This is a genomic window from Campylobacter concisus (assembly GCF_003049705.1).
Taxonomy (GTDB): Bacteria; Campylobacterota; Campylobacteria; order Campylobacterales; family Campylobacteraceae; genus Campylobacter_A; species Campylobacter_A concisus_AR.
Genome location: NZ_PIRF01000002.1, coordinates 33,722 through 49,595, shown reverse-complemented (window position 1 = coordinate 49,595; position 15,874 = coordinate 33,722). Strand labels below are relative to the sequence as shown.

Genomic DNA, 15,874 nt, shown 5'->3' with positions numbered 1-15,874 from the left:
TAGACGCTGATTATATCACGGCAAACTTAAAAAATAAAAGCCATTAATGGGCTATTAAAGATATTTTGCCTACAATCGCTACTTTAAATTTACCCAAAAAGGAGCAGAATTTTTTCATGATAAAAGGCATATTTTATTCGCTTTTGGCATCTGTTTTGTTTAACTGCATCTACTACATGTCAGTGCTCATGAACCCCATCAGCACGCAAGCTCTTATTGGATACCGCATGATCTTTGCCATGCCTTTTGTCATCGCAGCCATTTTTTTGTTAAAACAGCAGCGAAATTTCAAATTTTTACTTCTAAAAATAAAGCTAAAACCTAAAATTTTACTAGTTTTACTAGCTACCTCGCTCATTGTCTCATTTCAGATGTGGCTCTATCTCTGGGCTCCAAGCAACGGATCAGCGCTAAAAGTCTCTATCGGCTACCTCATCATGCCAATAGTCATGGTCCTTTTTGGACGGATATTTTTTAAAGAGCACCTCTCTAAAACAAAGCTAGCCTCGATATTTTTTGCAGCCCTTGGCGTCTTTAGCACAGCTATACTAAGCGGCGGCATCTCGTGGGAGAGCGCTGTAGTTTTTTGCCTTTATCCAGTCTATTTTACCATTAGAAAGTACTACAACCTTGCAAATTTCTCAAGCTTTGTTATCGAGATAATTTTTATGTTTTTATTCTCATTTTATTTTGCGCTCACAGCCGATATGGACTACGTAATGAGCCAAAATCCAAACATCTACTATCTGCTCATCTTGCTTGGTGCTATCAGCGGCATAGCCCTCATCGCCCAGATCCTCTCAAGCACGCTCGTGCCGATAAATGTACTAGGTTTGCTTACATATTTTGAGCCTATAATGATGCTTTTTGTCTCATTTGCCATCGGCGAGAGACTGGAGAAAAGCTCATACTTTTTGATGATCTGCCTAGCCATCTCTGTCACACTTTTGATGATAGATAGTATAAATTCTATAAAAGGCGACAAAAATACCAAGACTAAATGAGAGCCAAAAAGGCGTTATTCTCGCGCTTAGCGCCTTTTTTATGTGGGGGTTTTTGGCGGTTTATTTCAACCTATTTAGCAAAGATGTCGATGCTTATGAAATTTTAGCCCACAGGATCATCTGGTCATTTTTCTTGATGGCGGCAGTGCTTTGCATTAATGGCAAAATGGGCGAAATTTTTGCGCTTCTTAAAGATATCCGCTCGCTAAAGGCTCTATTTTTAAGTGGTATTTTTATCACCATAAACTGGGGCATTTATGTCTATGCGGTGGGTAGCGGCAAAATTTTAGACACGAGTTTGGGATATTTTATAAATCCCTTGATAAGCATGCTCCTTGGCGTCATCATCTTTAAAGAGCGCCTGAGCAAAGCTAGCGCCATAGCCGTTTGCATCGTCATCGCAGCAGTCTGCGTACAAATTTATGCCAAAGGCGGCCTGCCACTTGTCTCTATCATCTTGCCACTTTCATTTGGATTTTATGCGATGGTTAGAAAGGCAGCGAAGATCAGTGCATTTAATGGGCTTTTTATCGAAACATTTTTTATGTTCCCATTTGCGCTTGGCTACGTTTTTTACATAGCATTTTTAGGCAAAAGCCACTTTGGGCTAAACGAAGACTCGTTACTAATGATCGCTTCAAGTATCGTTACCATCGTGCCACTTGTCGCTTTTAACGCAGCTGCTACAAGGATAAATTTAACAACGATTGGCTACTTGCAATACATCTCGCCAACCATAGCGATCCTTTGTGCGGTCTTCATTTACGGCGAAATTTTAGACGGCTACAAGGTCATCTCATTTTGTATGATCTGGCTGGCGCTTGCGATAATTAGCGTAGATAAATTTAGAAAAAGGAGTAAAAATGAATAGCGTTACGATTTATTTGCTGCTTGCATTTTTTGCGGCGCTTATTTTATATTTTCAGATACAAAAACTCACAAAAAAACTTGACGATGAAGGAGCAGTGCCAGCTTATCAAAAAGCTGCGCAAGAGGTTTTGCAAAATTTAAACAACGCTGAGAAATACCCTAAATTTTGCAATGTCATACAAAAAAAGATAAACGCTTTAAGACAAGACATACTCTTTGAAGATGCGCTAAATGAGGCTAGCGACAAGGACAAAGCACTAGATCAGCTTGAGCAGACAAGAGACAAGCTAGAAGCACTTTTGAAACAAGAAAACGCAAATTGGGAGAGCGAACTTATTGAAATTTTAGACGAGATCGATGGCTTTGTAAAGGCAAATTTCAAAAACGGCGAAGATAGAGCTGAAGAGCTAAGGGGCGAACTAAAAAAAGAATTTGATGGGTTGTGAGATAAAATAGGACACTAAATTTAAGTAAATAAACAAGGAGCAAAAATGGTTTCATGGCAAGAACGCTTGAAATTAAGGGATGACTTTCAACAAAGATGGCCTTTTCAAGCTGTAGAAAATATGACCTTAGAGCAATACACAGGCGTTAAGAGCAAGGATACTTTTACCTTTTGGCTTGAAAGTAAAACGGAAAATCTTATAAGTATATGGGGTGGATCTGCTTATAAATTTGGAATTTTTAAAAGAGCACAAAACGATGTCGAAAAGGAACTAAAAAGTGGACAAACTGGTGATGCAGAATATGGATGGTATGAAAAATATGGAGAGACTAGAAATCAAGCATTTCAAAAAATAAAAAGTCTTATTCTACAAATTATAAAATATGCACAAAACAAAGAATTTGAAAGTATAGATGATATTGATCTTGGCAATGCCATAAAATGGAAAATAGCCTTTTTATATGCACCAGACAAAACACTTCTACACATTGTCTCAAAAGAAGCTTTCAAGTATTTGGCTCAAAAAAATAATATAAAATCAAAAAACATATCACAAATTCAAAAAGAACTACTAAAAAATAAGCCGAGTTATATGGACTTTTATGAATATTCGTCTCTATTATGGAACCAATATGCAAAGGAAAATAAGTCAACACACGATATACTAAACAATAGTGATAATGAAGGATATAAAATGACCGACAATGACAAGAAATTAACTTATCCACTTAATCAAATCTTATACGGCCCTCCAGGAACTGGAAAGACATACACCACAGTAGTAAAGGCTATTGAGATAATAGAAGAAAGAAAAGTTGATATAAGCGAAAACAGAAATGATCTAAAAAATAAATTTGATGAATATATACGAAGTAGACAAATAAAATTTATAACATTTCACCAAAGCTATGGATATGAGGAATTTGTTGAGGGCATAAAGCCTCTATTTGATAGTGAAAACGAAGATGGCGATATAACTTATGAAATATCAAAAGGAATTTTTTATCAGTGCTGCGAAAATGCTTTACTTCTTAGTGATTACAAAGGCAAACTTAAGGACTTTTGCGATTTGCCAAAATATGAGCGACAAAAGTTTTTTAATGACGATACACCAAAATATGCCATCTTTATCGACGAGATCAACCGCGGAAATATATCTAAAATTTTTGGTGAGCTCATAACTCTTATAGAGCCGTCAAAAAGGCTCGGCGCAGATGATGAGATAATGGTCGAGCTGCCATACTCAAAAGAGAAATTTGGAGTGCCGTCAAATTTATACATAATAGGCACGATGAATACGGCAGATCGAAGCATAGCCCTTATGGATACGGCTCTTAGAAGAAGGTTTGAGTTTGTGGAGATGATGCCAGAATACGACACGCTAAATGAAACAGTCATTGAAGGCATCAATGTAGGAGAAATGCTAAAAACGATAAATGAGCGCATAGAGTATCTTTACGACAGAGATCACACGATAGGACATGCTTATTTTATAAATGTGTCAGACATGGAAATGCTTGCAAATGTCTTTAAAAACAAAATTTTACCGCTGCTACAAGAGTATTTTTATGACGATTGGGAGAAAATAAGACTAGTTCTGGGCGATAATCAAAAAGATGAGGATTTGCAGTTTATTAAAGTCAAGAAAAATATGGTTGTAAAAGAATTATTTGGATCAAAAATCGACGATATAGACGATAAAGTCTTATACGAGATAAGCGACCAAGAAATTTTCAACAATCCTCAAAGCTATATAAAAATTTACGAATGAAAAAAAACGCAAAGCAATGACCAAATACTTAATAGAGTTTGAAAAATTTCGCCCGGAAGACGACCAAGACCTATTTAACGCAGTAGATGCATTTACTAGAGAAAATTTTGCCACAGTAGAGTTTCTAAGGCCCGGCAGAGACAAAAAGGGCGATTTTTTACAAGCTCAAAACTACGTCGGTATCATCCAGACAAAAAGTGGCGATAGCCTTGAGATACTTCCAAAAATCCATGATAACGACAATGGCAGCAATAAAGAAGCGGTAGAAAATTCTAAAAGAATTTTACTGAGAATGTTAAAAACTTTAAAAAATCATCCATTTAAAAATATAAACATAGCGAATTTAAAAAGCCTAAATTTACCGCTTTTTGAAATTTTTATATCAATGTTCCTCGACGAAGTATCAAAACTCATAAAAATAGGAATAAAAAGCGACTACATAGAGCTAGAAGATAACCTAAAATTTTTAAAAGGAAAGCTTAAAATCTCGGAGCAAATACGTAAAAATATCGTCCATAAAGAGAGATTTTACGTTTGTTATCAGGAATTTTCCATAGATAGAGCCGAAAATCGCCTCATAAAAAGTACGCTCGAGTTTTTATACAGACGCTCAAAATCAAGCAAAAATCAACGGCTTATTAGGGAATATTTATTTATTTTTGATGAAATTTTATCTAGCTCCGATATAAACGCGGACTTTAGCCGCTTAAAACTAAATCGCCAAACAAAACACTATGAGCAAGCGCTTTTATGGAGCAAGATATTTTTACAAAACAAGTCGTTTGGCCCGTATAGAGGTAACGATGTGGCCTTTGCTTTGCTGTTTGATATGAATACGCTTTTTGAAAGCTATGTCGGAAATTTCATAAAGAAAAAGCTTCCAGATATTATATTGCAACACTCAGAAAAACACCTCGTAGAAAATCCAAGGAGCTTTAGACTAAAGCCTGATATATTTTTAGAAAGCAAATTTATAGCTGACACAAAATGGAAGATCATAAGCTCAAGTAATAATATCTCACAAGCCGACTTGTATCAGCTATATGCTTACGGAAAAAAGCATCAGTGTGACGGCAAGCTATACCTCATCTATCCAAAGATAGACGGCATACAACAAGAGCCTATGAAATTTGAATATGAAAAAAATATGCAACTTGAAATTTTATATTTTGAACTTGAAAAAGATGAAAATAACGCAAATTTACTAACATAACTTTAAAAGTCAAATTTAAAGCTTCGCTTTTAGAGCCATTATCCTCTTGTATGAAGCGTCTATTCGCTCTTTGCTGATCTTTTTCTCATTTACAGCGTCAATTATCATCTGAGTAACTAGATCAGCCGTTCTTTGGTTGTTTATCTTAAACTCACTAAAAAGTAAGATATCGCCTCCAGCGTTTATAAATTTCACTACCTTTTGCGCCAAAGCATCGTCGCCAACGCCTTTCATCAGCATATCATCGCTGATAACTACGCCATTAAATTTAAGTTCATTTCGCAGTAGATCGGTTATTATTTTTTTAGAAAGTGTAGCCGGATTGTCCTCGTCAATACCTTTTACAAAAAGGTGCCCTACCATGATGATCTGCGCTCTACCTGTGCTTATGGCGTCTTTATATGGTAGTAGCGCATCTTTGCTTAGCGTGATCTCACTCTTATTTTTATGCGAGTCCTCTTTTGAGCTGCCATGCCCCGGAAAGTGCTTGATCGTAGTTATCACACCCTGCTCTTTAAATGCGTCCATAAAAGCATCAGCATAGATCACCACCTTGCTTGCATACTCGCTAAACGCCCTTTGCTTAGCGGCGATGATCGGCGAGTTTTCATCGTGCAGATCGACCACTGGAGCGAAATTTAAATTTATGCCACACTCTTTTAAATTTATAGCCATTTTCGAGTAGAGATCGTATGCGCTTTTGATGTCAAGCGTACTTGCAACCTCGTATGCGCTAGGATATGGACCGTTAAAGCTACTATCCTTCATGCGACTTACATTGCCGCCCTCTTCATCAATAGCGATAAAAATTTTAGGACTTTTTTCTTTGATTGCTTTTATGCTAGCTTTTAGCTGGGCTTTGTTGGTAACGTTTCTGCCAAGTAGCATCACACCGCCAAATCTCTCATATCCAGCGTCGCTTAACATCGCGCGAAATGCAGCATCTTTTGTGCTAGCCCCATTAAAGCCAACCATTATCATTTGCGAGACTTTGGCTCTTAGGCTCACTTCTGCGCCATTAAGCCCCAAAGCAAAAATAGCCATAAAAAGTATAAATTTAAAAGCTCTCATCTTCTTCCTAAAAGTGATTTAACGCTCTCAAAAACATCTTTGCCATTTAGCATATTTTCAACCTCGCTAGCGATCGGCACATATATGCCCTTTTCTTTGGCGATCTTGCTAATTGCCTTTGCTGTATCTACACCCTCGGCCACCTCGCCAAGCTCATTTAAAATTTTTTCTAATCTCTCGTGCCTTGCAATGCCAAGACCTACGCGGTAGTTGCGTGAAAGTATCGATGAAGCGGTCAAGAATAAATCCCCTGCGCCGCTTAGCCCCATAAATGTCTCATCTTTTGCGCCAAAAAATTTGCCAAATCTAGCCATCTCGACAAGCCCACGTGAAATGAGGCTCGCCCTTGCGTTATTGCCAAGGCCAAGGCCGTCACAGATGCCACCAGCTATGGCGATCACGTTTTTATACGCCCCACATACTTCAGCGCCGATCACATCATCTGAGGTGTAGGCTTTCATGTAGCTTGGGAAAAATGAGGCAAATTTTGAAGCTAAATTTTGGTTTTTAGAATTTACTACCAAGGCGCAAGGCAGCTTTTGCATGATCTCTTTTGCAAAGGTTGGTCCCGAAAGAAAGGCTAAATTTTCTCTATTAACAAAGTCTTCATAAATTTCATTTAGAAATTTAAGATTTGCCGTGTCTATGCCCTTGCTGGCGACTAGGATCTTTTGACCTTTGTTTTTGTAGTTTTGCTTTAGCCATAAATTTGTAGCTTGCGTTGGGATCGTGCAGACTAGGTATTCGCACTCCAAAGCTTCATCCAAGCTTACAAAATTTGGCATCTCTCTTGGCGTTCTTGAGCTGATGACGCACTCGTTATTTTCACTAAATGCGTGAAATAGCGCACTGCCCCACTTGCCAGCTCCGATGACTGCTATGCTCATTTTAGCCCTTTTTTAGCCTATTTTGGCCTTTAAAAGCTCATTGACCTTGCCTGGATTAAAGGCACCCTTGCCCTCTTTCATCACCTGACCCACAAAGAAGCCAAATATCTTATCTTTGCCGTTTTTATACTCTTCGACTTTGTCGGCGTTCGCAGCTAAAATTTGATCTATGATCGCGATGATCGCTGAGTCGTCGCTCACTTGTTTTAAGCCAAGCTTTTCGATGACGCTATCAACGTCCGCGTCATTTTCCATTAGATAGTCTAGCACCTCTTTTGCAGCTTTGCCGCTTATCGTGCCATCTTCTATGCGTTTTAGTAAATTTATCATCTTAGCGCTGCTAACTGGGCTTGTCTCGATCGTTACGCCGTTATTTAAGCGACCAAGAAGCTCGACTATGAGCCAAGTAGTAGCAAGCTTTGGTTGAATTCCAGCGGCGATCAGCTCTTCAAAATATCTAGCCATCTCAACGCTTTGAGTTAAATTTAGTGCATCACTCTCTTTTACGCCTAGCTCGCTAACATATCTTGCGACCTTTTGCTCGGCAAGCTCTGGAATTTTTATCGCTTCGTTATACATCTGCTCTGACACTTCAACAGGCAGCAAGTCAGGGTCAGGAAAGTACCTATACTCCGCGCTATCCTCTTTGCCACGCATAGATCTTGTCACTAAATTTGTCGTATCAAACAGCCTTGTCTCTTGATAGACTTCTTGGTCGTATTTGCCGTCTTCCCAAGCTGCGCTTTGGCGCTCCACCTCGTAATCGATCGCTTTTTGGATAAATTTAAATGAGTTTAGATTTTTTATCTCAACCCTTGTGTAAAGCTTGGTATCGCCTTTTGGACGGATAGAGACGTTTGCGTCGCAGCGAAAGCTGCCCTCTTGCATATTTGCATCACTTATATTTAAAAAGCGAAGGATCGAGTGCAATTTTTTAAGATAAGCCACCGCCTCATCACTGCTTCTAAGATCTGGCTCACTAACTATCTCAAGAAGTGGCGTGCCGGCTCTATTTAGATCAACCAAACTCTCGGTTTCTTCATGGATGTTCTTTCCAGCGTCCTCTTCAAGGTGTGCTCTTGTTACACCGATACGTTTTTTAGTACCATTTACGTCGATTATTAGCTCGCCACCTTCTACGATAGGGATCTCAAACTGGGAAATTTGATATGCCTTTGGAAGGTCTGGATAGAAGTAGTTTTTTCTATTAAAGACTGATTTTTTATTTATCTTAGCGTTTATCGCTGTGCCAAAGCTGATCGCCTTTTTAACGGACTCTTTGTTTAGCACAGGTAGCGCTCCAGGTAGAGCTAGGCAGGTCGGACAAACGTGAGTGTTTGCCTCGTCGCCAAAGCTAGTCGAGCAAGAGCAGAAAATTTTAGTTTTTGTATTAAGCTGAGTATGAACTTCTAAACCGATAACGACTTCAAACATATTTTTACCTTTAAATTTATGCAAATTTTTAAGGCGTATTTTAGCGATACTTTCTTTTAAAATATCTAAAAATGAGCGTTTTGACTGGAAAATAAAGAAGGTGATTCAAAAATTTAAATAGTTTAAAAAGGAAAAAGCCATATAAAAATATGGCTTTAAATTTTAATGCTCGTGCTCACTAATAGCAACAGCACCAGCTAAATAAACGTAAGTTAGCATCATAAAGATAAATGTTTGCAAAACAGCCATAAGCGTTAGAAGTGCAAAAGCTGGAAGTGGAGCAAACCAAGGTGCAAGTGTAAGCATTGCTAGCAAGAATAAATCATCTCCCTTGATATTACCAAAAAGACGAAATGATAGCGAAACTACACGTGAAAGATGCGAGATGACTTCAACTGGAAACATAATAGGAGCTAGAAATTTATTCGGCCCCATAAAGTGTCCAAAGTATTTAAAAAATCCATTTTCTCTAATGCCCTCAAAGTTATAATAAACAAATACAACTAAAGCCAAAACTAGAGTTAAATTTAGACTTGATGTTGGTGACTCAAATCCAGGAATAATACCTACAACATTTGAAAAAAATACGATAAAACCGATAGTTGCAACAAGTGGAAGATATTTCCTTGCTAGTTTTTCACTACCTAAAGTATCTCTTCCCATAGATATAACGCCTTCTAAATAGGCTTCAACTATATTTTGAAGACCTCTTGGTACAAGCTGCATCTTACTCCTTGCTATATAAGCAACTATGATAACAATCAAAGCTACAAGCAGAAAGTGAAACGCATAGATAAAGGCGTGGGAGCTATTTAGGAAATTTGAAAATAGAAACAAATCTTTCATTAATTTACCTTGGATTTAGAATTTTGCGTGATTGTAACAAAATTATTGTTAAAACATTTTTAATTTTAAACTCTGAAATAATCGAAAATCAATTTACAAATAGTCACTGCAACTACCACTAAAAACATTGTTCTAATAAATTTAACCTCTTTTTTAATGACAAGATTTGATCCAAAATATGCGCCTAAAATTTGACCAACTGCCATTAAAAGTCCAACAGCCCAAAGCATCTGTCCACCAGCTATAAAAATGCCAAGAGCAACGATATTGCTAGTAAAATTTAAGAGTTTTGTATGAGCGACAGCCTTTTTTAAATTTAGCCCAATTAATGCCACTATCGCAAATGTCCAAAAAGAGCCTGTTCCTGGACCAAAAAAACCATCATAAAAGCCAAGCATTAGTCCAAAAACTACATAAAATAGCTTTTCATTCATCTTTGCGGCTCTATCATTTTCGCCGACTTTTGGCATAAAAAGCGTGTAGATGAAAATAGCAATCAGCAAAAATGGGATAATTATCTTTAAAAAATTTGTATTTAAAAATAGAATAACCACTGCTCCAATGATAGCTCCAATGAAAGTAAAAACGATACCTACAAAGCACTCTTTATAATTAATTAATCCCCGTTTTGTGAAATTTAGAGTCGCTGTAAAGCTACCAAAAACTCCTTGAAGCTTATTTGTACCAAGTGCAAGGTGTGGTGGTACGCCCATCGCCATAATAGCTGGAAGCGTTATAAGCCCACCTCCACCAGCGATAGAATCGATAAAACCACCTAAAAACGCAGCTACAAAAAAAACGACATAGCTAAGTAGATCAAATTCCATTTTTTGCTCTTTTGATAATTGAAATAAAAGCAGATTGTAATTTATTTGTACTTATCTTTTTGTAAAATTTTTATATTTAAAATGAGAGATTTTTAAAATTTATAAATTTAAACGAGCCTTTAGATCTAGCTCAAAGACTCGTTTATTAAAGTGATTACTTAATAACGCCACAAAGCATTCTAGCGCCACCACCGCCAAGTGCTTTTGGATTGTCGCTGTGATTGTCGCCACCAACATGAACCATTAGTGAGTGACCTTTTAGCTCGTCAAGATTTTTTATCTTTGGGGCTAGTACTGGATAGTTCGCATTGCCCTCAGCATCTACATAAAGTGCTGGCAAATCACCTTTGTGACCTTTATCATCCCAGGCAAAAGAGTGCATTTTTGTGCCAGCTGGATCCCAGTGGCCACCTGCTTTCATGCCAAGACCTTTTTCAGTCGCACCACAGTCAGCATTTTCATGGATGTGAAAGCCGTGTAGCCCTGCAGTAAGTCCTTTTAAATTTGGAAAAAATGCAACGCCGTAGTTTGTCTTAACAGCTACTACTTCGCCGACACTCTTATCGCCCTTCTCGCTTAGCTCATTAACAGGTATAACTAGATGCTCTCCAGCCTTTGGATCAAAGTGATGGCCTTCGTGAGCAAAAAGCAAAGTTCCTAAAACTGCACTTAGTAAAACGATTTTTTTCATACAAGCTCCTTATGGATAAAATTGTATGGCAAGTCTACCCTAAATTTAAAAATTTAGCAATAATTTTTATTGATTAAGATTTTTTATGATAGTTTCTAACTCTTTACTCTGCCCTATTCTATAAAGCGCAAAGTCGTATTTTATCGGATCAAACTCATCAAATTCTCTAAGTTTTTTTGTAAGATCCATGACTGCTTTGAAATCGTAGCTCTTTCTGTTTATAAGTCCTAAATTTAAAGAAACTCTATGCGTATGCACGTCAAGTGGCATCAAAAGCCTATCTTTTGGTAAATTTTTAAACAGTCCAAGGTCAATGTCGCTATCCCTTACCATCCAGCGAAGATACATATTGTAACGTTTATATGGGCTTTGTGGCTCTTTGTCAAAACTCTTACCAAAGAAAAACTCATATCCGTCAGAGCGGTAAGAATTTAGCTTATATATAAATTTTATAAGCTCATTTACGCCCTCTATCATCTCGCCATTTTTTGCAAGGCCTTGGCGTAAAATTTCCTCTATTTCGCCCTCTTTTTTAAGGCGTGAGAGAGTGATGAAAATTTCTTTTACATCATTTTCATTTTGAAAGCGATATTTGAAATTTGATAAATTTTTCTTGATATTTTGCTCGCTCTCATCAAGCAAACTAAAATCAAGTAAATTTAGAAATTTCACTATCATTTTTGCATTACCATAAGCAAATAACGCACAAATGAGCGCTATGTTTGGCTCTTTAAATTTAGTGGCTACCTGAAGTGGATCTGGGGCTTCAAACAGCCCCAAATTTGTATTTTTGCTAAGTACGTGTGAGTCTAAAAGGCTCTTTAGTTCGATCATTGTTTTAGTGAAAGAAGCGTGTCAAGCATTTGATCAACTGTCGTGATGATCTTTGCCGCTGCGCCGTAACTTGCTTGAAAGCGGATCAAATTTGTAAGCTCTTCATTTGTATCTACGCCACTTGTTGATTGAAATTCTTCTTCAGCTGTCTTTTGCAAAGACGTATTTGTGTCGTGGATAGTATTATTTGCCTCTGTATCACTCGCCATGTCAGTCGTAAGATAGCGGTAATATCCCTCGATCGTTTCATCTCTATCAAGCGCTATGCCACTTGAGTAAAAGGTCTGCTTTTGATACTGAAGCTGGATCATTTTATTTGCAACTTCATTATTTCCGATAACTGGCTTTGAGTAGGCACGAAGATTTGTGTGGTCTTGGGTAAAATTTTGATTTATACCGATACTATTTGAGTCAGTACCTGAGAAAAATCTATTTATACCAACAGCACCTGGGAAATTTGTGCCGTGATCGACTATTGATATGCTATAAAGCCCTTGAGCTTGTTTTGGAATGAGAGAAAATGTGCCTTTTTTAGTATTTTTATCATAAAAATATGACGCCTCAAAAAAGTCATCAACGTCATTTAGCATATTATTGTCTTTATTGTCATCTGAGTTTGAGTTAAAGTCTTTGACGATAGAGTTGCCATATCTTGTATCATTCATCGTCGTCGTTCCATTTACATTTATAGTTTTTCTGGCCACGACATTGCCTTTGTTATCATAAACAATAGCTTCAAAACTTCCGTTTCTTATACTATTATCATGATTCATCAATGTCTTATCACCTTCTAAATAGCTTATCGGATCTGAGTTAGAAATTTCAACTGCAGATTCGGCATAGATATTATTTGTACTTGTTATCAAGGTTTTACTAAATGTATTTAAATTATCAATGTATTTTTGGATCGTTCCGTCGCTAAATTTATCATTATCTGGCTCGTAGTTTCGGCCCCTAAGATCAAGTGCAGCTCCGATTTTACCACCTATGATCTTTTCTTCCATTGGGATTCTTCTGCCATCTTCTCTTTCATAATAAATTTTTGTATATCGTCCACTTTCAGTTGAACTCATAGAAATTTCATGAAAATTTACACCATCAACGATACTTACACCGCCAATATTTAGATTGTAGTATTTTCCTTGATCTGTTATTCCTGTATCTACCCTAGAATTGCTCTTTAGATCGCTTTTATAAACAGCTGTATTTACTAGCTTTGACATAGCAAGTTCTAATTCATCACGTTTATCACGAAGATCATTTGCATTTATTTTTATACCAGCGTCTGCGCCTGATTCTATTCTTTGGATTTGCTTATTAATGTTTGCTATTTGTCTGCCTAGAGAATTTATCTCTTTTATATTTATTTTTATTGTTTCATCAATCTTTTCATGCATATCATAAAGCATCTTTGATGAGCGGTTGATACTTGCAGTCAATACACTTGCTTTATTTATCAAATTTACTTTCTGAGCACCAGCATTAGGATTTGAAGCAAAGTTATTCCACGCGGAAAAATACTCCTGAATGTCCTTCACCATTCCATTATCTTTTAGATCAGGAAAATATTTTGTAGCTTCTTGCAAAATTCTTTGTTTATAGGCTGTATTTTCTAAATTTGATGATGAGTATTTTAATCTTGAGTAGGCAAACTCATCATGAAGTCTTGTTATAGTATCTACTTGTGTGCCTGTACCAACTCCGCCAGGGACTGTATTCATCGCTGGAGATGCAGATTGGACAACACGTTGCCTTGTATAGTAGTTGCTATCGGCGTTTGCTATATTATTTCCGGTTGTACTTATTTGAAGCTGGGCTGCATTTAGTCCCGAAACACCCGTGCCTAATGACATAAAAATATTAGCCATTTTTTAAACCCTTGATTTATAAAAATTATTATCTATGCTGTTTCCATCTTGGCCGTATTCACTTGTTTTAGTGCCAAAAATTTTTTCATTAAGTGAGTCAAAAAATTCTTTAACAGCAACGACATGCCTTGCATATTCTTTATTAACTTTATGTAAATTTTCAAGCTTTGAACGCATAAGTACAAGCTTTGACTTCACTTCATCGTCTAAAACACTAGCAAGTGTAGTCGTACCGCTCTCTTTTGATACCTTTAAAAGCTCTTTATCTAGTGCTCTTTTTGTATCTTCAAATGCACGAACTAAGGCATTTTTTTTCTTTACACTCTCATCAACGCTTGAGTGTTTAGCCTCTTTTATATTTGCGATATCTTGTATGGTTAAATTTATAAGCTCATCAAGCTCGCCTATAGCCTCGTCCAAAAGCTTTTTAATCATTTAAATTCCTTAATTACAGCAACGCATCAGCCACAGCCCTAGCCGTTTTTGAGATATCAACCTGATAAGTGCCATTTGCTATGGCATCAGCTATCTCTTTTAGCTTTGCGTTTTCGTTTGTTCTTACTTCTTTACTCTGAGTTTCGACCTTGGCATCGCTATTTTTATTTAGCGTATTTGCCTGAAAATTTGGTCTTTGGTTCAAAGGCCTTATCATATTCATACCTCTTAAAATAAAATGTTTATATCACTACATCGGCAGAATATAAATTTACTTAAGAGTCTCTCTTTAAAAAATCGTACAAAAGTTCTGAAAAACCAAGATTTCCACTCAATGCTTTACTCATTGCATCGTTATACATTGACCTATAAATGTCGCTACCAGCAGCTTTTGGATATAGCGAGTTGTGCTCATCTTCTTTTAAAGCAATATCAAGCACAGCCTTTACCATATAAGCCTCAAATGCATCAGTTTGCTCTTTTAAAAGAGCATCTTGTTTAGCATTTGCGTTTTTTATCTTATTTGTAGAAATTTCATTGTATGAATTTAGCGCTAAGGTGTTATCTATTTGCATTATATTATCTCCAAATCAACTTGTATCGCACCAACTCGCTTTAAATTTTCAAGTATCGATATGATATCACTTGGTGTTGCCCCAAGCTTATTTAGCGCTCTTGTTACATTTGCAACGGTTGTTTTTTCACCTGAAATTTTAAGTAAATTTTGACTAGGTGCGACCGACGTATCGCTTCCTATATTTACATCATTTTGCGCTGCCTCGTCATAGCTATTTGGCTCTATTTTTATTGTGATTGCACCATGCGTTAAGACAACTGGGCTAACCACAGCATTTATGCCGCTTACTATTGTGCCAGTTCTTTCATCAACCACTATCTTCTCATCTGGCTTATACTCCACATCAAGATCAAGCACAGCGCTTGCAAGCTCGATGATACTAACATCATCTGGCTTTTTAACGATGACCGTTCTTGGATCGATCGCCTTTGCAGTATCGTCTGAAATGTTTGCATTTATGGCGTTTTGGATATCAAGAGCGGTTTTAAAATTTGTATCTTTTAGGCTTAGTCTTATGCTATCTTGATTGTAAATGTCATAAGTAACTTCTCGCTCAACCAAAGCTCCATTTAGGATAGAGCCAACAGTTGGGTGGTTGCCACCTGATCTACCCATGCTTTTTCCGCCGATACTTAAAGCACCCTGAGCCAAAGCGTAAATATCACCATCAACGCCTTTTAGTGGTGTCATGAGAAGCGTACCACCTTGCAAACTTTTTGCATCGCCAATAGATGAGATCACGACGTCAAGCTTATCGCCATGCCTTGCAAATGCAGGAAGCTTAGCTGTTACCATAACAGCAGCTGCGTTTTTGGACTTGATATCATCTGGATTTATCTTTACGTTTACGCCTTGAAGCATGTTTGATAAAGACTGAATCGTAAATTTTGACGTTGAGCCATCACCTGTGCCATTTAGCCCAACTACAAGGCCATAGCCTATTAGCTGGTTATCCCTTACGCCAACTATGCTTGCAAGCTCTTTTATCTGCGTAGCAAAGGCTGAAGTAGCTATCACCGAAGCTGCTACAAAAGATAAAAATTTTTTCATATTTTTTCCTAAAATTTAGCTATTTTAGGTTTTTAAAGCAAAAGATGTTCC

The 15,874-nt window shown here is 37.2% G+C and carries 17 protein-coding genes; 5 read left to right on the top strand and 12 right to left on the bottom strand.

Features of this window, described 5'->3' with window-relative positions:
• Window positions 1–116 precede the first annotated feature (116 nt).
• From rarD (CVT05_RS02100) to CVT05_RS02080, 5 genes are read left to right on the top strand one after another with little or no spacing between them, the layout of a single operon-like run.
• Window positions 117–1,004: an EamA family transporter RarD gene (gene rarD, locus CVT05_RS02100; protein ID WP_107697668.1), complete on the top strand. Its 888-nt coding sequence runs from the start codon at window positions 117–119 to the stop codon at window positions 1,002–1,004.
• Complete coding sequence (gene rarD / locus CVT05_RS02095; protein ID WP_107697667.1) at window positions 988–1,875, top strand: EamA family transporter RarD; 888 nt, start codon at window positions 988–990, stop codon at window positions 1,873–1,875. The genes rarD (CVT05_RS02100) and rarD (CVT05_RS02095) overlap by 17 nt, the downstream gene beginning before the upstream one ends.
• Window positions 1,868–2,320: an aryl-sulfate sulfotransferase gene (locus CVT05_RS02090; protein ID WP_107697666.1), complete on the top strand. Its 453-nt coding sequence runs from the start codon at window positions 1,868–1,870 to the stop codon at window positions 2,318–2,320. Before rarD (CVT05_RS02095) ends, CVT05_RS02090 begins: the two co-directional genes overlap by 8 nt.
• A gap of 45 nt (window positions 2,321–2,365) precedes the next feature.
• The gene (locus CVT05_RS02085; RefSeq protein WP_107697665.1) at window positions 2,366–4,090 is read left to right on the top strand and encodes an McrB family protein; all 1,725 of its coding nucleotides are present in this window, start codon (window positions 2,366–2,368) and stop codon (window positions 4,088–4,090) included.
• 16 nt (window positions 4,091–4,106) lie between these two features.
• Entirely contained in the window at window positions 4,107–5,303 is a 1,197-nt protein-coding gene (locus CVT05_RS02080) for an McrC family protein (protein WP_103593961.1), read from the top strand.
• A gap of 15 nt (window positions 5,304–5,318) precedes the next feature.
• Here CVT05_RS02080 and CVT05_RS02075 read toward each other — a convergent pair whose 3' ends face one another.
• From CVT05_RS02075 to CVT05_RS02020, 12 genes are all read right to left on the bottom strand, one after another.
• Window positions 5,319–6,374: a glycoside hydrolase family 3 N-terminal domain-containing protein gene (locus CVT05_RS02075; RefSeq protein WP_103593960.1), complete on the bottom strand. Its 1,056-nt coding sequence runs from the start codon at window positions 6,372–6,374 to the stop codon at window positions 5,319–5,321.
• Window positions 6,371–7,261 (bottom strand): NAD(P)H-dependent glycerol-3-phosphate dehydrogenase, encoded by an 891-nt coding sequence (locus tag CVT05_RS02070; RefSeq protein ID WP_103579507.1) that lies wholly within the window; start codon window positions 7,259–7,261, stop codon window positions 6,371–6,373. The genes CVT05_RS02075 and CVT05_RS02070 overlap by 4 nt, the downstream gene beginning before the upstream one ends.
• 12 nt (window positions 7,262–7,273) lie before the next feature.
• Window positions 7,274–8,695 carry an Asp-tRNA(Asn)/Glu-tRNA(Gln) amidotransferase subunit GatB gene (gene gatB / locus CVT05_RS02065; RefSeq protein ID WP_103593959.1) on the bottom strand — a complete coding sequence of 474 codons (1,422 nt, stop codon included), beginning with the start codon at window positions 8,693–8,695 and terminating at the stop codon, window positions 7,274–7,276.
• 162 nt (window positions 8,696–8,857) lie between these two features.
• The gene (locus CVT05_RS02060) at window positions 8,858–9,541 is read right to left on the bottom strand and encodes a F0F1 ATP synthase subunit A (RefSeq protein WP_054196701.1); all 684 of its coding nucleotides are present in this window, start codon (window positions 9,539–9,541) and stop codon (window positions 8,858–8,860) included.
• Window positions 9,542–9,606: 65 nt separating this feature from the next.
• Complete coding sequence (locus CVT05_RS02055) at window positions 9,607–10,368, bottom strand: TSUP family transporter (protein WP_087577113.1); 762 nt, start codon at window positions 10,366–10,368, stop codon at window positions 9,607–9,609.
• A gap of 154 nt (window positions 10,369–10,522) precedes the next feature.
• Entirely contained in the window at window positions 10,523–11,059 is a 537-nt protein-coding gene (locus tag CVT05_RS02050) for a superoxide dismutase family protein (RefSeq protein ID WP_103593958.1), read from the bottom strand.
• A 66-nt stretch (window positions 11,060–11,125) separates the two neighbouring features.
• The gene (locus CVT05_RS02045; protein ID WP_103588683.1) at window positions 11,126–11,893 is read right to left on the bottom strand and encodes a TIGR02757 family protein; all 768 of its coding nucleotides are present in this window, start codon (window positions 11,891–11,893) and stop codon (window positions 11,126–11,128) included.
• Window positions 11,890–13,761: a flagellar hook-associated protein FlgK gene (flgK, locus tag CVT05_RS02040; RefSeq protein WP_107697664.1), complete on the bottom strand. Its 1,872-nt coding sequence runs from the start codon at window positions 13,759–13,761 to the stop codon at window positions 11,890–11,892. Before flgK ends, CVT05_RS02045 begins: the two co-directional genes overlap by 4 nt.
• A 3-nt stretch (window positions 13,762–13,764) precedes the next feature.
• A complete protein-coding gene (gene flgN, locus CVT05_RS02035; protein ID WP_072594306.1) occupies window positions 13,765–14,196 on the bottom strand; it encodes a flagellar export chaperone FlgN in 432 nt (143 codons plus the stop codon).
• Between the two features lie 13 nt (window positions 14,197–14,209).
• A complete protein-coding gene (locus CVT05_RS02030) occupies window positions 14,210–14,413 on the bottom strand; it encodes a flagellar biosynthesis anti-sigma factor FlgM (RefSeq protein WP_072594307.1) in 204 nt (67 codons plus the stop codon).
• Window positions 14,414–14,471: 58 nt separating this feature from the next.
• Window positions 14,472–14,771, bottom strand: coding sequence for a rod-binding protein (locus CVT05_RS02025; protein ID WP_054196705.1), 300 nt, complete (start codon window positions 14,769–14,771; stop codon window positions 14,472–14,474).
• A complete protein-coding gene (locus CVT05_RS02020) occupies window positions 14,771–15,823 on the bottom strand; it encodes a flagellar basal body P-ring protein FlgI (protein ID WP_107697663.1) in 1,053 nt (350 codons plus the stop codon). Before CVT05_RS02020 ends, CVT05_RS02025 begins: the two co-directional genes overlap by 1 nt.
• Window positions 15,824–15,874: the final 51 nt, after the last annotated feature.